Source organism: Lacticaseibacillus parakribbianus, assembly GCF_025490915.1.
In the GTDB taxonomy this organism is placed as follows: domain Bacteria; phylum Bacillota; class Bacilli; order Lactobacillales; family Lactobacillaceae; genus Lacticaseibacillus; species Lacticaseibacillus parakribbianus.
This window is the reverse complement of the sequence record NZ_JANQBA010000013.1, coordinates 1-17921: the sequence shown is the minus strand read 5'-3', so window position 1 is coordinate 17921 and position 17921 is coordinate 1. Positions and strand designations below refer to the sequence as shown.

The following is a 17921-nucleotide window of genomic DNA, read 5'->3' as shown; positions in this document are numbered from 1 at the left end:
GTAATTGTGATTAATTGCACGTCTAAGGGGTGACACACGTGACCAAAAAAGTAATTTACATCATTCAACCCTTGAAGCCGGAGAACGTCGCGGCCATCGCGGTGCTGGCGCCGGACCACGAGGTGATTTGCGCCTGGGAGACGGACATCGCGCCTGAGCGGCTCAAGGACATCGAAATCATCATCGGCGGCAACGGCCCGTTCACCAACCGGGTGCTGGACACGCCGGGGCACTGCCTCAAGTGGGTGCAGGTTCACTCCGCCGGGATCGATTATCTCGACCTGCCGCGCCTGCAGGCCGAGGGCATCCTGCTCAGCAACACCTCAGGCCTTCACGGGCGGCCAATCGCCGAACATGTGATTGCGGTGCTGCTGGCCAAGACCCGCGCGATTCGCGAATCGATTCTCAACCAAGGGACTAAGACTTGGAACCGGGTGGTCGACTACGACGATTTGGATGCCAAGTCGATGCTGATTCTCGGGGCCGGCCGTGTCGGTTCGGAAATTGCCAAGCTGGCCTCGGCCTTTGGCATCAAGGTCACGGGCGTCAACCTGGAAGGCAAGCCGATTCCGTACTTCGACTCGGTGGTCTTGATGGACCAGCTGGATCAGGTGCTGCCGGGTAAGGACATCGTGGTCAACATTCTGCCGCTGACCGCGGCGACTAAGCACTTCTGCAATGACGACTTCTTCGCCAAGCTGGAACCCGGTGCGACCTTCATCAGTTGCGGTCGCGGCCCGACCGTTGTGACCGCGGATCTGATCGACGCCATCACTTCCGGGCAGATCGGCTACGCCTGCCTCGACGTGTTCGAAACCGAGCCGCTGCCGGCCGACAGTCCGCTGTGGACGTTGAAGAACACTTTAATCACCGCTCATATCGCCGGGCAGGTGCCGCACTTCAAGACCAAGGCCACGGCGATTTACACCGAGAACCTCGCCGCATTCCTGAAGGACGGGACCTTGGCTCGCAATCAGATCAATTACGCCAACGGCTTTTAGCCGCTGAAGCCGCGCAGGTGCGGCTTGTTGAACCGCCCAATCCTGGGCGGCTGCCCAAGCTGCGCCTACGGGATTGAAGTGAAAAGGAGAAGCGTATGAAACCAGTTCTTTACGTCATCCAGCCGCTGCACGAGGATCAGGTTCAGGCACTGGCCGTTGATTACCCGCAGTACGATGTTTACACCGCGTGGCAAGGCTTGCCGGCTGAACGCAAAGCAGACGTCGAGATTATTCTCGGCGGCAAGGGCAACGACTCCGACGCCATCATGGCCGTGCCGAATAACCGCTTGAAGTGGATTCAAGGACGCTCGGCCGGGGTCGACTTCTGGGACCTCGCGAAGCTCAAGGCGGCCGGGGTGATGCTGAGCAATGCCGCCGGGTTGCACGGCGACGCCATTGCCGAGCACGTGATGGGAATGCTGCTGCTCGACGTTCGCGACCTGCGTCAGATCTTGACGCTTCAGGCCAAGCACGAGTGGGGCCGCGACACCGTGGTGCAACGGCCGCTAGCTGGTCAGACCATGCTGATTCTCGGCGTCGGCCGCGTCGGCGCCCGGGTGGGGCAGCTCGCCGCCGCCTTCAAGCTCAACGTGGTGGGGGTCGACAAGTTCCCCAAGCCCCACGACGGCTTCAGCGAGGTCGTACCGCTCGACCGGTTGCCCGAAATTCTGCCGACGGCGGATTTCATCGTCAACACGCTGCCGCTGACACCTGAGACCACGCACTTTTACGACGACGCGTTCTTCGCTCAGGTTCGCCCGGGGGCCAAGTTCGTCAACGTCGGGCGCGGCACCTCGATGGACACCCAGGCCGTGATTCGGGCCTTGAAGGCTGGCAAGTTGAGCAACGTTTACCTGGATGTTTACGAAACCGAGCCGCTGCCGGCGGATGACCCGCTCTGGCAGCTGCCAAACGTCGTGCTGAGCCCACACGTGGCCGGCATGACACCGAAGTTCAAGACGCACTTATTGAATGAAATTTTTTTGCCCAATCTTGCTCAATTCGTAACAAATGGCGACTTGCTGATCAATCGTATTGTCTAGAAAGGATGGGTGCATGATGCAAAACACCGTCACACCAACTGAAAACAAGCAAAGTACTACCGGTACCAAGGTTAAAACATTCCTGAGAAACATCGGCCCCGCCGTCATCACCGTGTTCTCCTGGCTCGGTGCTGGGGACATCATCAACTCAGCGGTGTCAGGCGCCAGCTACGGCTACGCTCTGATGTGGGTCCTGATCCTCTCAAACCTGATTCGCTTCGTCATCGTCAACACGATGACGCGCTACGAGCTGATGAACAAGGACGGCAAGTCGATGGTCGCGACCTTCGCCGAAATCACCAAGATCTTCCCCCTGTTCCTGTTCATTGCCTCGGTCATCATGGGTAACCTGACCGTCGGCTACATTCTCAAAGGGGCGGCGCAGTGCTTTGGCTGGTTGATCAATGTTCCGGCCGAAACGCTTTGGGCGGCCGTCATCGGGGTTATCGCATTCCTGCTTCTCGGCCGCAGCCTGTTCGGCAAGGTCGAGTCAATTTTCAAGATTCTGATGGCCGTTCTGGTCTCCGTGTTCATTATCCTCGCAATCTACGTGAAGCCGGATGTCGGCCAGATTGCGCAAGGCGCCTTCTTGTTCCAGATTCCTAACGACGATGGGGCCTACGACGTGATGCTGGTCATCATGGGCTTGGTCGGAGCAACTGCCGGTTCACTGGGCAACCTGTTCCACGGCATCAACCTGTCCGAAGGCGGGGTGCGTGACCCTAAGACCATGAAGAGCCAGACCAAGAGCCTGTTGTTCTCCGTCATCATGGGCGCCCTGCTGGTGTTGTGCGTGTGGATTGTCGGCGCCGAAATTCTTCGTCCTAACGGCATTCAGGTCAAGTCTTTGTCCGATATCGGCAAGGCGCTTGAGATGTACCTGGGCACCACCGGCTCCAAGATCTTCTACCTGGGCGTGTTCGGGGCGCTGTTCACCTCCACTGCGGGTAACGCCATTGGCTTCACGAAGCTGGCCATCGCCAACCTGAACGAGCTGATTCCATCGCGCAAGGGCAAGTACGACAAGATTCAAAACGACAAGATTTACCCGATTTTCCTTGGCCTGATGCTTGCCTCCGCGTTCATCTGGTCTCTGCCGCACATGCCTGGTCAAGTGTTCCTGACCTTGTTTGGGAACTCCCTGAACGTTGTGATTGTGCCGATCATTGCGCTGGGCGTCCTTTACGTGACGAACAGCAAGAAGTTCCTGGGCACCGCACGGCGGAACAACTGGTTTGAAAACATTGTGCTGGGTGCCACCACGATTCTGGCGCTGGTAACGGTGTTCAAGGGCTTTCTTTAACCGCTAACTTAACCTTGTCGCAGTCAGGAGCCGCGGATGGTTCTCGCATCCGCCGGCTCCTGCTGCCGCACTCGGTGCTGATTTGGAAAGGATGACTACCATGACTTTAGATCCAAGTGATATCAAGGGCATCATTGTCCCGCTTTTGACGCCGGTTGACGCCGACGAGAACATCGACGACGAGAAGCTGGCCAAGCAGGTCAACCACGTGATCGACCACGGTGTCGACGGCATTTTGGCCTTCGGCAGCAACAGTGAGTTCTACATGTTCGACGACGACGAGCTGCTTCACGCGGCCGACGTGATTGTCAAAACCGCGGCCGGGCGGGTGCCGGTGTTCTTCGGCATCGGTCAGATTCGCACGAAGCACGTGATTCGGCTGGCCCAGGCCGCGGTCAAGCTCGGCGTCGACGCGATTTCCGTGCTGCAGCCGATGTTCATCCACCCGACCGATGAGGCGCTGTACCACCACTACAAGGCGATTGCCGACTCGATTCCCGACACCCGCGTCTTGATCTACAACAACCCGGGGCTGACCGGCTACACGGTGAAGGCCGATACGATTGTGGACCTCGCCCACAACGTCGACAACATCGTCGGCATCAAGGACTCAAGCGGTGACATCACCTTTGATTCCGAGCTGCTGCGCCGGACGCAAGACATCGCGTTCCAAGTATTGGTCGGCAAGGACACCGTGATTTTCCCGGCGCTGTGCCTGGGTGCGGTCGGGGCCGTCTGCTCCACCGCCAACATTTTCCCAGATTTGGTCACGTCCATCTACGACCTGTACGAGGCCGGCGACGTTGCCGGCTCCCGGGCGGCTCAGTTCCGCCTGAACCCGGTGCGGCTGTCGCAAAACCCGGCCAGCTTCCCGGCGGCCACCAAGGACATGGCCAACCTGATGGGCCTGAACGTCGGTGCCTCGGTGCTGCCGACAGAGGCCGCCAACCCGAAGATTCTGGCCGACATGAAGGCGGCGATGATTGAGGCCGGCCTGCTCTAAAGTCTGGGAAGAAAGAAGGTGTTGACAATGACGATGAAACGCGTGGTGATCGCGATTGATTCGCTCAAAGGGAGTGCGACCAGTCGCGAAATCGGAACGTGGGTCCAGGAAGGCATTGCCGGCGCTGACGCAACGCTTGAAACCACGGTGGTCCCGATAGCAGACGGCGGCGAAGGCACCCTGGCCGCACTGCTGGCGGCGCGACCGGGTCAGCTGATTGTCCGTCAGGTCACCGGGCCGCTCGGGCAGCCGGTGGCCGCCAAGTTTGCCATGCTCGACGCCACAACGGCGGTGATCGAGATGGCCGAGGCCGCCGGGCTGGGCCTGACGCACCAGACCGCGGCCGATGCCCTGGCCGCGTCGACCTACGGGGTGGGGCAGCTGCTTTTGGCCGCCGCCGAGCTCGGGGCGCGAACCGTCTACATGGGGCTTGGTGGCAGTGCTACCACCGATGGCGGGGCCGGGTTGGCCCAGGCCATCGGGGTGCGGCTTGAAGATTCGGCCGGCCACCAGATTCCCCGTGGCGCCCAGGGGCTGTCGCAGCTGGCGCGAGTCGACGCCGCCGGGATCAACCCGCAGGTGGCCGGGCTGACCATTCGCATTTTATCCGACGTCCAAAACCCGCTGTGCGGCCCCACCGGGGCGGCGGCGGTGTTCGGGCCGCAAAAGGGGCTGAACCCAGCGCTTGTTCAGGCGGTCGACGGCTGGCTGGCGCATTACGATCGGCTGCTTGAGTCGGCGCTTGGCGAAGGCGTCGCCAACCGCGCCGGGGCTGGGGCGGCCGGTGGCCTGGGGGCAGGGCTTTTGGCCTTCACCCGGGCGACGGTGACCTCTGGCATCGATGAGATCTTGCGGCTGGTGGGCTTTGAGGCCAAGCTGCGGCCGGGGACCTTAGTGGTGACCGGCGAGGGCCGGCTGGACAACCAGTCGGCGGCCGGCAAGGCACCGGTCGGCATCGCCCGGCTGGCCAAGGCCCATGGGTTGCCGGTGGTCGCCGTCGTCGGCAGCCGCGCGGCCAAGCTGGCCGCAAGCTATGCGGCCGGCATCGACCTGGTGTTGCCGCTGCCGGCGGGGCCACAGACGCTGGAAGAGGCGCTGGACGAGACCCGGGCCAACGCCCACATGGTCGGCGAGACCATCGCGCGGCTGTGCGGCTTGCTGAACCGGCAGACGGTGGATGCCTACGCTGAGCGGCCCCAGGCCCAACAGGCGCAGTAGCGTGAAAACCAAAAAGACGGCCCCACCACCGCGGCAACGCGGTGGTGGGGCCGTCTTTTTGGCAGTGGCTCAGCGCCAGTTGATGCGCGACAGCAGCCGTCGCCCCAGGAACTCCTGAAGCAGGAAGTAGACCGGAACGCTGGAGGCCAGGGCCGGCAGGTAGACTAGGGCCAGGTCGATGCGCCACAGGCTGGCCAGCGAGAACACCGAGTTGGCGACGAAGAAGGTGCCGAAGAACGCGGCGGCAATCAGCACCAGCATCAGCAGCTTGTAGCGGTTGAACGGCCGGCAGACCAGAATCAAAACGTGGTACTCGATGACGCCGATCATGAAGACGACCAAGGTGGAGGTGGTGGCAAACGACCAGCCGAACGCCGCCTCAAACCAGGTCAGGACAAGGGTGTAGGCGACCACGGCCAAGGCGGCCGGGGCGGCCAGCGTCATCACTTTTTGCATGAACTGGCCGGTGACCCGCGCGAAGTTGGGCTCGAGGGTCAAGAAGAACGAGGGAATCGCCACGGCAATCGCCGACACCGGCGTCAGGTTGATCGGGGTAATCGGGTAATCCAGCGGCAGGAAGACGAAGATGGCGGTGAGAATCACCGAGAAAATCGTTTTGACCAGGTACATCGAGGCGACGCGCTCGATGTTGTTGATGACGCGGCGGCCTTCGTTCAAAACGCCGGTCATCGCGTCGAAATTGGAATCCAGCAGCACGAAGTCGGCAATCGACTTGGCGGCCTCGGCGCCGCTGGCCATGGCGATGCCACAGTCGGACTGGCGCAGCGCCAGCACGTCGTTGACGCCGTCGCCGGTCATCGCAACGGTGTGGCCGGCCTGCTGCATGGCGGCGATCAGCTGCTTCTTTTGGGTGGGGGTGACGCGGCCAAAGACGGTGTAGGCCGCGGCCAACGCGCCAAAATCCGCGTCTTCGCCGACGGTCGCCATGTCCAGGTAGTGCTCGGCCCCGGCCAGCTCGGCCTGCTTGGCCACGTTGGCGACGGTCACCGGGTTATCGCCTGAAATCACCTTCAGCGCCACGCCTTGGCTGGCGAAGAACTGGAAGGTAGCCGGGGCGGTTGCCCGCACCTCATCGGCGATGGTCAGGTAGCCCAACAAGCGCGGCTTAGTTAAGGGCGTCAGGGCCTGCGCCTCCGCCACGGCAATCACGCGAAAGCCGGCCTGGGTCGCCTCGGCGATGGCGGCCGCCGCCGGCACCACACCCTGGAAAATGAACTCGGGGGCCCCCATCATCAGGTGCCGTTCGCCAAAGCTGGCGCCGGACCACTTGCGGGAGCTGGAGAAGGGGACGGTGGCGCTGGCCGAACCAGTCGGGCGCGGGTAGGCGGCCTTAATCGCCAGGGCGGTTTCGTTGTCGTCGTTCAGCGCGTAGGTGATGGCGGCCGCGGCCGTGGTCAGCGTCTGGCTGGTGGTGCCGGCCACCGGATGGGCGCCTTGGACCCGCAGCTTGCCCGAGGTGATCGTGCCGGTTTTGTCCAGGCAGATGATGTCGACTCGCGCCAGCGCCTCGATGGCCGGCAGGGCCCGGACCAGAACGCGGCGGTTGGCAAGGTTGCGAGCCGACACCGCCAAGGCGACGTTGGTCAACAGCACCAGCCCCTCGGGAATCATGCCGATCATCGCGGCGCTGGTGCTGAGAATTGCCCGGTCGTAGTTACCCCGCCGAATCATCGACACGGTGAACAGCGCGACGCCCAGGGGAATCAGGACGTAGGTTAAGACGCGGATGATGCGGTTGATCGTGTCCAGCAGCTGGCTTTGGCTCTTTTTTTCGGCCTTGGCCTCCAGCGCCAGCTTGGCCGCGAAGGTGGCGGCGCCGACCGCGGTCACCTGCATGGTGGCCTGACCGGCGACGATGAACGAGCCGGACAAAAGCGCGTCGCCCACCTGCTTGGTGATTGGACGCGATTCGCCGGTCAGGGGGCTTTCGTCGGCCTCCACGCCGTTGGTGGCGACGACCTGGCCGTCGACCGGCACCTGGGCGCCGCGCCGCAGCAACAGCAGGTCGCCGATGACCAAGTCCTCCTGGCGAATCTCAACGTCTTGACCGGCGCGGCGAACCGTCACCGGTGTCTCGGCGAGGATGCTCATCGCGTCGATGCGCCGCTTGCTGCGAATTTCCTGGAAGGTGCCGATGGCGGTGTTGATGATGGCCACGCCCAAAAACAGCAGGTTTTTGTAGCTGCCGGTGGTGAAGATGAACGCGCCGAGCACGACGTTCACCAGGTTGAACAGGGTGAGCGTGTTTTGGGCGATAATGGTGCCGACGCTTCGCGTCAGCGGTTTGAGGGGCTGGTTATGGTCGCCGGCCGCCAGCTGCGCCTGGACTTGCGCGGCGGTCAGGCCCTGAATGGGGTCCGTGGGTTGAAGTGACACGACAACACCTCCGATATTGATAATCTTATTGTAAGCGATGGTGGTGAGAATGGGAAAAAACAGCTTCGGTGTTAAGCAAACTTTATAAGCGGTATGATAAGGGCAAGACAATAAAGGAAGTGTTGAGATGAAAACAGCGCCAAATGGCACCCACTTCGTCACCCTGGCCAACGGCTACCACCTCTGGACCCAAACCACCGGTAGCGGCCCAATCCACCTGATGACTTTGCACGGCGGCCCCGGTGGCAACAACCAGGTGTTCGAGAACTTCGGGGAGAAGCTGGCCCCGTACCAGGTCCGGGTCACCCGCTACGACCAGCTGGGCTCTTGGTTCTCCGATCAGCCCGACTGGACCGACCCCGCCAACCGCGAGCGGTTTTTGACCATCGATTACTACGTGCAGGAGGTAGAGGAGGTGCGGCAGAAGCTTGGCTTGGACCACTTCTTCTTGCTGGGGCAAAGCTGGGGCGGGGTCTTGGCCATCGAGTACGCCCTGCGCTACGGCCAGCACCTGCGCGGCCTGATTCTGAGCTCGATGATCGACAACCTCGACGAGTACCTGGTCAACGTCAACGCGATTCGTGAGGCGATGTTCGCCCCGGCCGATGTCGCCTACATGAAGGACGTCGAGGCCCGTCACGCCTTCACCGAACCGCGCTACGAGGCGCTGGTGGCCGAGCTGGGTGAACACTACCTGCACCACCAGGCCGATCCGCAGCCGCGCCACCTAATCAGCACCATGGGGACGCCGGTTTACAATCATTTTCAGGGCGACAACGAGTTCGTGATGGTCGGCGCCTTGAAGGACTGGGACCGCCGCGCGGATATTCATAGAATCGCGGTGCCGACCTACCTGACCTTCGGCGGCCACGAAACGATGCCGCTGGCGGCCGCCCGGCGCATGGCCGCGACCATCCCGGATGCCGAGCTGCACGTGACCCCGGGGGCCGGGCACGGCCAGATGCTGGACAACCCGGCGGATTACTTCCAGCACCTGGGCGAGTGGCTGGCCAAAACGGCCAAAAAGTAAGCGGTTGCCGCAGAAAGCTGGTATGATGGAAGGGTAAGCGGCGGTTAGTCGGAAGGTGCCGCCGCACGTGTCTCAGGTTGGTCAATACGAAAGGAAACGTGACGCGCCACCTTCCCGCGTGACTCAGGTATTCGCCATGTTCAAAACCTCTAAGGAATTCATCAAGTCGGCGACCCAGGCGGCGACGGCCTTCAACGACACCATCAAGAACGACCCGGAAATTCTGGTTCCGCTGGCCTTGGTGCATGTGATCCCAATCGCCTTGACCATCGTCGGCGGCACCCAGATCTGCCTGATGCACCAGCGCCTCAAGATCGAGCGCGAGCACACCAAGCAGGTGCGGCTTCGCGCCGAACTGCACCGCGGCCACTGTGAGGCAGGCAAGGGCGGCCACTGCCAGCACCACGAGCAACCGGTTGCGCCGAAGGGCCAGGCCGGCGCCGACTTGCCGACCAAGCCACACAAGCATCACCACGGCAACCACCACGAGGGCTGAGTTGCGACAGCGCGTCTTTTCTGCGTGAAAGGACGCGCTGTTTTTGTCCCTGTGGGTGGTCTGGCGCCACGTTGCCTTTTGGCGGGTTTTGCGCGAAAATGGTGTATGACAATTTTCATGGAGGTGGCAGTATGCCAGCAATTTACACCCGTCCCGGGACGACGGCCGATATTCCCGCAATCATGGGCATCATCGCGGATGCCCGGGCCTTTTTGAAGGCGCAAGGCATCAACCAGTGGCAGGGGACTTACCCGGATCAGCCGGCCGTGGCCGCCGACATCGCCCAAGGCACCAACCGCGTCTTGGTGATGGCCGACACCGTGGTCGGCACCGCCAGCCTGATCGTCGGCCCGGATCCGTTCTACGGCCGGATCGACGGGGCCGGCTGGGTCGGGGATGCGGATTACATGATGATTCACCGCTTCGCCGCCTCTGCCAAGGTGCGAGGCCAAAGGCTCTCCAAGCTGTTCATGACCAGCCTGCTGTCCGAGGCTTACCGCCGTGGCTTCCGCGACGTTCGCATCGACACCCACGCGCAAAACCAGATCATGCAACACGTCATCTTGGGCAACGGTTTCGCCTTTCGCGGCATCGTCTACCTCGACGAGCCGGTGCCGGAACGCAACGCCTACCAGCTGGTGATGCCGTGACCCCGGTTATCCGGCGTTTCGAGGCGGCGGATGCCGCGGCGGTGGCGGCGATGGTCGCAAAGACTCTGCGCATCAGCAACGCCGCCGATTACGCAACCGCCTACCTGGAGGCCGACATCGCGCGGCTGACGCCTGGCTTCTTCGCTCGCTCGGCGGCGGTGCGACACCTGTACGTGGCCGCCAGCGCAACCGGTGCAATCGTCGGTTGTGCCGCCATCGGCCCGTTTTGGGATGTGCCGCACGAGTATTCGCTGTTCAACGTGTTCGTCGACCCGGCGACCCAGGGCCAAGGCATCGGCCGCCGGTTGATGGCGGCGGTGGAAGCGGACGCGTTCTTTCAAGACGCCACGCGCGTCGAGATTCCCGCGTCGCTGACCGCCGTGCCGTTTTACCGTAAGTTCGGCTATGACTTCAAGAACGGCATCACCGAGCCGGATGCCGAACGCCTGATTCGCTTGGAAAAATTCCCGCACCGCTAAGGAGGACGACATGGCAGACATAGGCACGTTGGCGCTGATTCTCTTGGTGACGCTGGCGCTCAGTCAGCTGAGCCTGAAGCTGGGCGTCCCGGCGGTGATTGGCCAGCTCGCCGCCGGGTTGATTCTCGGGCCGGCCGCCTTGGGCTGGGTGTCAACGACGCCCAGCGTCGCCACCTTCGCCGAAATCGGCGTGATTGTTCTGATGTTCATCGCCGGGCTTGAATCCGACCTGTCGATGCTGCGCCGCTACCTGCGTCCGGGCGTTTGGGTGGCGGTGATCGGGGTGGTGGTGCCGGTCGTGGTCATCTACTTGTTCGCGACGCTGTGGGGCTTTTCGTTGGTGGCCGCGACCTTTCTTGGCATCACCTTCGCCGCCACGTCGGTTTCAATCTCCGTGGAGGTGCTTAAGGAGCTCGGCGCCTTGGATGGCCGCAGCGGCGCCACCATTCTCGGGGCCGTGGTGGTCGATGACATCTTGACGGTGATCGTCTTGAGCGTCGCCGTGGCGATGTTCGGCGAGGGCGAGTCGGTCAGCGCCTGGCCGCTGTGGGTGACTTTGCTGCTGCAGGTCGCGTACTTCGGGGTGATTTACCTGGTCGTGCGGTGGCTGGCGCCTTACGTCATGCACCTGGGCGAGCGGCTGTTGCCGACCGCCAGCGTGACGATTACCAGCCTGCTGCTGTGCCTGGGGCTGTCGTATCTGGCCGATTGGTTCGGGCTGTCGGCGGTAATCGGGGCCTTTTTCGCCGGGATTGCGGTCGGGCAGACGCCGTACCGGCAGACCGTGGATCGCAGCCTGGAGGCCATTGGCTACGCGGTGTTCATCCCGGTGTTCTTCGTGTCCATCGGGTTGAACATGCGCCTGGCCGGCCTCGGGCAAGACGTCTGGTTCATTCTGGCGCTGACTTTGCTGGCACTGCTGACCAAGTGGCTGGGCTGCGGCGCCGGGGCGAAGCTTGCTGGGCTTGACTGGGCCGACGCCAACGTGGTCGGCGCCGGCATGGTGTCGCGCGGCGAGATGGCGCTGATTGTCGCCCAGATTGGTTTTGACGCCCATCTGCTGCACCGGGACTTTTACTCCGCGGTCATTCTGGTCATCATCTTGACCACCCTGATTGCCCCCTTCATGTTGAAAATCGCCCTGCAAACCGGGCAGCGGCCAAAGGAGAACGCATTGTGAAACAGCTATTTTTTGATTTTGACGGCACCATCGCCGATTCGCAAAAGGGCATCGTGGACGGCATCGTCTACATGTTGGACAAGTCCGGGCTGCCGGCGCTTGATCAAGAGACCTACCTGAAGTTCATCGGGCCGTCCTTGACCCAAAGCCTGCACCGCTACTACCCGACGCTTTCGCCGACCGGCGTCCAGGCCGCGATTCGCCACTACCAGGACTTCTACCTGGCCCAAGGCCTGTACGAGCTTGAGGTCTACCCCGGGGTCGAGGACGCGCTGGCGAGCCTGCAAGAAGCCGGCTACCAGCTGAATATCGCCTCGGCCAAGCCCGAGGTGATGCTGGCCAAAATTTTGCCGCACTTCGGGCTACGCGACTACTTTGCAGGCGTCTACGGCGCAACCATCGACGAGAGCATTCGCAGCACCAAGGCCGCGGTGTTGGCCTACGCGCTGGAAAACGCGGAGGCGTTGCCCGAGGCCAGCCTGATGATCGGCGACCGCGACAACGACATGCAAGGCGGGGTGCAAAACGGCACCAAGACCCTCGGCGTCCTGTACGGCTTCGGCGACGAAACCGAGCTGCTGGATGCCGGCGCCAACGCCGTGATCGCCCGGCCCGACGAGCTGCCGGCGGCGGTGCGTGAGCTACTGGGCTGACGGCCACGTTGCTTTTTGGACAAGCGCTGGTGCGATTTCCCCTCGGGGCCGATTCGCACCGGCGCTTTTTGGCGTGAACTGGGTTACACTGGCAGTGACAGGAGGTGGCAACATGGGATATGTTGAGGACTTGCGCGGTCTAGTCGGGCACCGCCCGGTGATTCTGTGCGGCAGCTGCGGGGTGCTGGTGGCACCAGACGGCCGGATTCTGCTGCAGCAGCGCAACGAACCGGCCGCGCGGTGGGGGCTGATCGGTGGGCTGATGGAGCTTGGTGAAAGTAGCGAGCAGGTGCTGATTCGTGAGGCGCAAGAGGAGTGCGGCCTGGTGCTTGAGGCCCAAGCGCTGCGGCTGCTCGGCGTCTACTCCGGCGACCACCTGAGCGTCGCACCCAACGGCGATCAGTTCTACGCGGTCAGTGTCGCCTACGTGGTGGCTGGCGTGGTCGCAAAGCCGCGGGTGGCGGACGGCGAAAGCCTGCGCCTGGCCTGGTTTGAGCCGACCGCGCTGCCGGCCAACATGGTGCCGCGCTACGCCCAGGTCGTGGCGGATTACCTTGAGCGGCGCTGAGAAGCGGCCGCCCGCAGCGGCAAAGCGGTCGCCTACAGCGCTCAAGCGGTCGCCTGGCGCGTTCAACGGCCCGGCGCTGCTGCAGGCGGTGGTGACGGCGGCCCGGGCCGGGGGTGGCCGCGAGCTCGTCGGCGTCTACCTGCACGGCTCCTGGTGCCTCGGCGGCTTCGACCCGCGAGTCTCCGATCTCGATTACGTTATCGTGGTCCGGCACGGGCTGAAGCAGGCCGCCAAGCTGGCGCTGATGCAGGCGACGATGCGCCTGGCCTGGCCGCTGGCACCGGTTAAGGGGCTGGAGTTTCATGTCCTGACGCTGGCGGCAACGCGGCATTTCTCGCACCCCTGCGCGTTTGACCTGCACTTTTCGCCGCTGCACCTGGCCGCTTACCGGGGCGACCCGGCGGCCTACGTTGCCGGGATGCACGGCGTGGATCCGGATTTGGCCGCTCACCTGACCGTGCTGAAAGCGTGCGGTCAGGTGCTTTGCGGCCCCGCCATTGCCGCGACCTTTGGCCCAGTGCCGGTGGCGGCCTACTGGGCCAGCGTGATGGCCGATGTCGAGGACGCCTCGGCGGCCATTGTTACCGATCCGGTTTACGTGACGCTCAACCTGTGTCGCAGCCTGGCCTTTCAGGCGACCGGCCGGGTGATGGGCAAGGCGGCCGGCGGCGAGTGGGGATTAGCCACGCTGCCCGAATGGGGCGATGTGATTGCCACCGCCTTGGCCGGCTACCGCGGCCGAGGTGGCGGCAAACTCGCTGCTTCGCGGCTGATGGCCTTCGCCACCTTTGCGCTGCGTACACTGAGGCGGGGACCGTCGCCGGCCGCGACACCATTGCCGGACTGATGCGATTGCAACCCGCGTTGGCGATGGCCAATTCAGGAGGCCGGCGACCGACGCACGTCAAAATCTTGATTGGGGCAAAAAACTACCGCGTCATCGTCGCGAGTGTGTGCGGCGATGCGCGGTAGTTTTTTCGGTGAGGTTAGAGCCGCTTGCGGCGGGTGGTGCCGGCCCCGAGAGCGAAGAGGCTGGCGAGGGCCAAAACCCCGAGGGCCACCAGGCCGCGTTCTTGGCCGTCACCAGTTTGCGGCAGCGCGGTCGCGGCCTGGGCACCGGTCGACTGTTCTGCACGCGCGGCCGGCTGCTTGGTCGTCGGCTGCGTTGTGACGAGCGTGGTGGCTGGTTGCGTTAACGGCGTCGTGGCCGGCTTGCGGTGATCGTAGAAGGCGGCCCGAGAAACGGAGACGGCGCCTGGGACCTGAGAGCGAACTTGCGGTCCGTCGTCGAGTTGGGACTTGGTGAAGTCGTAGAAGTCGGCCTGGGTGACGGAGACGGCGCTAGGGACCTGAGAGCGAACTTGCGGTCCGTCGTCGAGTTGGGACTTGGTGAAGTCGTAGAAGTCGGCCTGGGCGACGGAGACGGCGCCTGGGACCTGAGAGCGAACTTGCGGTCCGTCGTCGAGTTGGGACTTTGTGAAGTCGTAGAAGTCGGCCTGGGCGACGGAGACGGGGTCTGGGACCTGGGTGCGAACTTGCGGTCCGTCGTCGAGCTGGGACTTGGTGAAGTCGTAGAAGTCGGCCTGGGTGACGGAGACGGCGCTAGGGACCTGGGTACGAACTTGCGGCCCGTCGTCGAGCTGGGACTTGGTGAAGTCGTAGAAGTCGGCCTGGGCGACGGAGACGGGGTCTGGGACCTGGGTGCGAGTTTTGGGCAGCTCCTTCGTGTAGGTCACCGTCGCGTGCTGAATTGCGTGATCGGCGGCGGTCAGGGTTACGGTCAGCGGCCCGTGGTTTTGGGTGTAGCCAGCAATCAGTGGCGCCGGCAGGGTGATGACCTGACCGGCGACCCCGTTAATGACCTGATCCGTTGCCAGCCGGTTACCGGCGGTGTCCTCAAAGCTGACGACCAGGGTTTGCTCGCTCGCGCGGTAGTCGACGGTGGTGCTGAAACTGGTTTGGCTCAGGTCTGCCCAGATGTTGGCCGCCGGCAGGAAGTTGAGGTGCTGGGTGCCGGCGATAGTCGGCAACGTGACGTCCGGGGTCCACAGGGTGAGCGGGTTGGCCTCGCGCGTCTTCGTGAAGGTCTTTGTGATCGTGATTGGGGCGTGGTCGATGCCGGTGAAGTTCACGGTGTAGGTGACCGTTTTGGCCATTACGCCAGTCGGCTTGGCCACTTGGTGCGGCACCGCCTTGTAGACGTAGTGCGTGATCACCTCAACTTCTGCGGCGTGGGCCTCACTCACCCCCATGTCTGCGGTCAGGCCCAGCGCCTTGTAGTAAAGGAGGCCGAGGTTGTAGAAGTTGCCTGCGGTGCGGTTCCAGTGGAAGCGAGTCGCTGCGGCTTTCAGCTGGTTCAGCAGCCCTGAATCGGTGGTTGGCTCAAGCTCGCCAATACGCTCGTGTTGCAGGACGTAGCTCGGCATGGTCATCAGCAGCGTGATGACAGGACTGTTCGGGGCGACAAACCAGTCTTGAATGGCCGGAAAAATCGCCCCCAGGTAGGCCGGCTTACCGGTCGCCTTGGCCGGATAGAATTCCTTGCCGCCGGCGAGAATCTGAATGGTCGACTTGAATGGATCCAGCTCGTAGCCGTTGATGCCCGGCGCCACCGGCAGCGCCTCGGTTTCGGCGGTGCTTGGTAAAATGGTCTTGCCGTCCTCGTCCGTGTAGGTATGAATGCCGGTCACGTGCTGGGCCTGGTAGACGAAGGTCGGCGTGTGGGTGCCCCAAGACAGCATGGCGGCGCCGCGCTCGGTGGTGCCATTGACGGGGTAGTCGGCGTCTAGGTTGTTGGTCATCAGGTACTCGGTGGTCGCATTCAGCTTCTGGTAAGACTTGACCGCCGCATACCCATCAATAATCGGCGCCTCGATTTCGGTTTGGTACGCGAACGGCGTGATGCCGTGGTTGTTGTACTGATCGCGAACCCAAGACAGTGGGGGCATGTAGTTCTTGGCGGTCACGAAGGTGCGTTTGATAAAGTGGCCGTCTGTGTCAACCAGCCGCACTGGGACCTGGCGCGTGGCTCTGAAATAGTGAACCGTGATACCCAAGGCGCTGCGATCGGTGGGATCCAAGCTGATCAGGTGAGCGGGGATGTCATGTGAGTAGTGGTAGACTTGATCTTCGCTTTTACCCGAGCGGAGGTCCTGGTTGTAATACCAGATCACATCGTAGCCTGACTTGTACGGCAGCTGGACGGCGCCGATGGCCACGTGATCGGAATCGTCAGCGGCAATTGAACCATCGATGCTGTTGTAACGCACGATGTGAAGCGATGCATCGCTGTTGTAGCCCGCTTCCTTCAGCGTTTGCGCCAACGCGGCGTCTGGCGTGAAGTCAAAGGTGATGCTCGTCATCGCGGTCGCAGTCGTGGTGCTGCCTTTGGGACCGCTGGCCCCCGGCGTGATTGAGATCACGGGCTGTGTGCCTTCGTCCGTTGCCGCTGGGACAGGGGTGGTTGATGTTGTGGCTGGCGTCGCATCAGTGGGCGCTTGCGCCGTCGTCACTTGTTGGGCCACTTTGGTCTGGTCAGCCGCGGTTGTTGCACCAGTCGCGGCGTTAGCGGGCGCCGAAGCGTCGGTGGTCGACACGGTGGTGCTGGTGGCCGGCGTTGCCGTTGGCGCGACGCGCGTCATCGCGGGTGTATCAGTTGGGTCGCTTGCAGAGACCGCGGTGGGTGCGGCCACGAGCAGCCCGGCGGCACCGGTGGCGAGGCCGAAGGCGACCCAGGTCTTTTTGGCCTTGTACAGTTTCTTGGCCCCTGAACGTTGTGTTCCCATGTCTTTCTCCTCCAGATATGATATGAGTCTTCGCAAAAATCCGCTGGTTATGATCAGCGGTAATGGTAAGCGGTGCGACACGTCAACTATACTTTCGTTCCCCTGCTCAAAAGAATACCACGTAAAATGATAGCGTCAACATTTTATTTATTACATCGGGCGTTATGAATAAATGATTGGTTAAATATCTAAATGTGCGAAGCGTTAGATGAAACGATTCACAACATAAAAAGCTCTTTCCGTCAGCACGGGGCTGGCAGAAAGAGCTGATAGTGGCCTTTGGATCGACCGTTGTTTCAAAATTTACCGAGTGTGGCGCCGGCGCGGACTTGTGCCTAAGGCCAGCAGACCACCGAGGAGAATGACGCCCAGTGCCGCTAAAGCTCCGTTGCGATGTTCGCCGGTTTGCGGCAGCGCCGCGGCAGCAGTTCGTGTGGCTCGCCCAGTCCGGCTGAGCGGTTGGACAACTGCCTGTGTGGTTGTTTTGCCGCCGGTCAGTGGTAGTGAGGCGACGGTCGGTTCTGGATTTTGGTTCTGCTCAGTGGATGGGACGACATGATTCGAATCCGGGTTCTCCGGTTGCGACTTGGTGTTGTCGTAAAAGTTTTCAGGTGTGACGTAAATGCCGCCGGTGACCTGAGTGCGAACGCGCGGCCCGTCGTCGAGTTGCGGCTTAGGCTTGGTGTTGTCGTAGAAGTCTTCAGGTGTGACGTAAATGCCGCCGGTGACCTGAGTGCGAACGCGTGGCCCGTCGTCGAGCTGCGGCTTAGGCTTGGTGTTGTCGTAGAAGTCTTCAGGTGTGACGTAAATGCCGCCGGTGACCTGGGTGCGAACGCGCGGCCCGTCGTCGAGCCGCGGCTTAGGCTTGGTGTTGTCGTAGAAGTCTTCAGGTGTGACGTAAATGCCGCCGGTGACCTGAGTGCGAACGCGCGGCCCGTCGTCGAGCTGCGGCTTAGGCTTGGTGTTGTCGTAGAAGTCTTCAGGTGTGACGTAAATGCCGCCGGTGACCTGAGTGCGAACGCGCGGCCCGTCGTCGAGCCGCGGCTTAGGCTTGGTGTTGTCGTAGAAGTCTTCAGGTGTGACGTAAATGCCGCCGGTGACCTGAGTGCGAACGC

The 17921-nt window shown here is 62.5% G+C and carries 16 protein-coding genes; 13 read left to right on the top strand and 3 right to left on the bottom strand.

Going from position 1 to position 17921, the window contains the following annotated elements:
• The first annotated feature begins 38 nt into the window (after positions 1 to 38).
• The 5 genes from NUH19_RS10460 to NUH19_RS10440 all read left to right on the top strand — a co-directional run bounded on the left by NUH19_RS10460 (position 39) and on the right by NUH19_RS10440 (position 5568).
• Positions 39 to 1001 carry an NAD(P)-dependent oxidoreductase gene (locus NUH19_RS10460; RefSeq protein ID WP_262316503.1) on the top strand — a complete coding sequence of 321 codons (963 nt, stop codon included), beginning with the start codon at positions 39 to 41 and terminating at the stop codon, positions 999 to 1001.
• Between the two features lie 95 nt (positions 1002 to 1096).
• The gene (locus NUH19_RS10455) at positions 1097 to 2044 is read left to right on the top strand and encodes an NAD(P)-dependent oxidoreductase (protein WP_262316502.1); all 948 of its coding nucleotides are present in this window, start codon (positions 1097 to 1099) and stop codon (positions 2042 to 2044) included.
• 13 nt (positions 2045 to 2057) lie between these two features.
• Complete coding sequence (locus tag NUH19_RS10450) at positions 2058 to 3347, top strand: Nramp family divalent metal transporter (RefSeq protein WP_262316501.1); 1290 nt, start codon at positions 2058 to 2060, stop codon at positions 3345 to 3347.
• Positions 3348 to 3447: 100 nt separating this feature from the next.
• Complete coding sequence (locus NUH19_RS10445; protein ID WP_262316500.1) at positions 3448 to 4350, top strand: dihydrodipicolinate synthase family protein; 903 nt, start codon at positions 3448 to 3450, stop codon at positions 4348 to 4350.
• Between the two features lie 27 nt (positions 4351 to 4377).
• Entirely contained in the window at positions 4378 to 5568 is a 1191-nt protein-coding gene (locus NUH19_RS10440; RefSeq protein WP_262316499.1) for a glycerate kinase, read from the top strand.
• A gap of 69 nt (positions 5569 to 5637) precedes the next feature.
• Here the strand turns inward: NUH19_RS10440 and NUH19_RS10435 are convergent, their stop codons facing one another.
• Entirely contained in the window at positions 5638 to 7965 is a 2328-nt protein-coding gene (locus tag NUH19_RS10435; protein WP_262316498.1) for an HAD-IC family P-type ATPase, read from the bottom strand.
• A 127-nt stretch (positions 7966 to 8092) separates the two neighbouring features.
• Between NUH19_RS10435 and NUH19_RS10430 the strand changes: the two genes are divergently transcribed.
• From NUH19_RS10430 to NUH19_RS10395, 8 genes are all read left to right on the top strand, one after another.
• Entirely contained in the window at positions 8093 to 8995 is a 903-nt protein-coding gene (locus NUH19_RS10430) for a proline iminopeptidase-family hydrolase (RefSeq protein ID WP_262316497.1), read from the top strand.
• A 136-nt stretch (positions 8996 to 9131) separates the two neighbouring features.
• The gene (locus tag NUH19_RS10425; protein WP_262316496.1) at positions 9132 to 9491 is read left to right on the top strand and encodes a hypothetical protein; all 360 of its coding nucleotides are present in this window, start codon (positions 9132 to 9134) and stop codon (positions 9489 to 9491) included.
• Between the two features lie 131 nt (positions 9492 to 9622).
• Complete coding sequence (locus tag NUH19_RS10420) at positions 9623 to 10141, top strand: GNAT family N-acetyltransferase (protein ID WP_262316495.1); 519 nt, start codon at positions 9623 to 9625, stop codon at positions 10139 to 10141.
• A 50-nt stretch (positions 10142 to 10191) separates the two neighbouring features.
• Entirely contained in the window at positions 10192 to 10620 is a 429-nt protein-coding gene (locus NUH19_RS10415) for a GNAT family N-acetyltransferase (protein ID WP_262316562.1), read from the top strand.
• 10 nt (positions 10621 to 10630) lie between these two features.
• Entirely contained in the window at positions 10631 to 11800 is a 1170-nt protein-coding gene (locus NUH19_RS10410) for a cation:proton antiporter (protein ID WP_262316494.1), read from the top strand.
• Positions 11797 to 12453 (top strand): HAD hydrolase-like protein, encoded by a 657-nt coding sequence (locus tag NUH19_RS10405; protein WP_262316493.1) that lies wholly within the window; start codon positions 11797 to 11799, stop codon positions 12451 to 12453. The genes NUH19_RS10410 and NUH19_RS10405 overlap by 4 nt, the downstream gene beginning before the upstream one ends.
• Before the next feature lie 112 nt (positions 12454 to 12565).
• A complete protein-coding gene (locus NUH19_RS10400) occupies positions 12566 to 13021 on the top strand; it encodes an NUDIX hydrolase (protein ID WP_262316492.1) in 456 nt (151 codons plus the stop codon).
• Complete coding sequence (locus tag NUH19_RS10395) at positions 13008 to 13868, top strand: aminoglycoside adenylyltransferase domain-containing protein (RefSeq protein ID WP_262316491.1); 861 nt, start codon at positions 13008 to 13010, stop codon at positions 13866 to 13868. The genes NUH19_RS10400 and NUH19_RS10395 overlap by 14 nt, the downstream gene beginning before the upstream one ends.
• Before the next feature lie 139 nt (positions 13869 to 14007).
• On the opposite strand, the gene NUH19_RS10390 is transcribed toward NUH19_RS10395, so the two are convergent.
• Both NUH19_RS10390 and NUH19_RS10385 read right to left on the bottom strand, forming a co-directional pair.
• Positions 14008 to 16806 carry an LPXTG cell wall anchor domain-containing protein gene (locus NUH19_RS10390; protein ID WP_262316490.1) on the bottom strand — a complete coding sequence of 933 codons (2799 nt, stop codon included), beginning with the start codon at positions 16804 to 16806 and terminating at the stop codon, positions 14008 to 14010.
• Between the two features lie 303 nt (positions 16807 to 17109).
• Positions 17110 to 17921 (bottom strand): LPXTG cell wall anchor domain-containing protein (locus NUH19_RS10385; protein ID WP_262316489.1); only part of this gene is annotated, 812 nt, incomplete at its 5' end.

Excerpts from the sequence above, each read along its gene's own strand:
- NUH19_RS10455 (WP_262316502.1), top strand. The coding sequence starts at position 1,097 with ATGAAACCAGTTCTTTACGTCATCCAGCCGCTGCACGAGGATCAGGTT.
- NUH19_RS10450 (WP_262316501.1), top strand. The coding sequence starts at position 2,058 with ATGATGCAAAACACCGTCACACCAACTGAAAACAAGCAAAGTACTACC.
- NUH19_RS10445 (WP_262316500.1), top strand. The coding sequence starts at position 3,448 with ATGACTTTAGATCCAAGTGATATCAAGGGCATCATTGTCCCGCTTTTG.
- NUH19_RS10440 (WP_262316499.1), top strand. The coding sequence starts at position 4,378 with ATGACGATGAAACGCGTGGTGATCGCGATTGATTCGCTCAAAGGGAGT.
- NUH19_RS10430 (WP_262316497.1), top strand. The coding sequence starts at position 8,093 with ATGAAAACAGCGCCAAATGGCACCCACTTCGTCACCCTGGCCAACGGC.
- NUH19_RS10425 (WP_262316496.1), top strand. The coding sequence starts at position 9,132 with ATGTTCAAAACCTCTAAGGAATTCATCAAGTCGGCGACCCAGGCGGCG.
- NUH19_RS10420 (WP_262316495.1), top strand. The coding sequence starts at position 9,623 with ATGCCAGCAATTTACACCCGTCCCGGGACGACGGCCGATATTCCCGCA.
- NUH19_RS10415 (WP_262316562.1), top strand. The coding sequence starts at position 10,192 with ATGGTCGCAAAGACTCTGCGCATCAGCAACGCCGCCGATTACGCAACC.
- NUH19_RS10410 (WP_262316494.1), top strand. The coding sequence starts at position 10,631 with ATGGCAGACATAGGCACGTTGGCGCTGATTCTCTTGGTGACGCTGGCG.
- NUH19_RS10400 (WP_262316492.1), top strand. The coding sequence starts at position 12,566 with ATGGGATATGTTGAGGACTTGCGCGGTCTAGTCGGGCACCGCCCGGTG.
- NUH19_RS10390 (WP_262316490.1), bottom strand. The coding sequence starts at position 16,806 with ATGGGAACACAACGTTCAGGGGCCAAGAAACTGTACAAGGCCAAAAAG.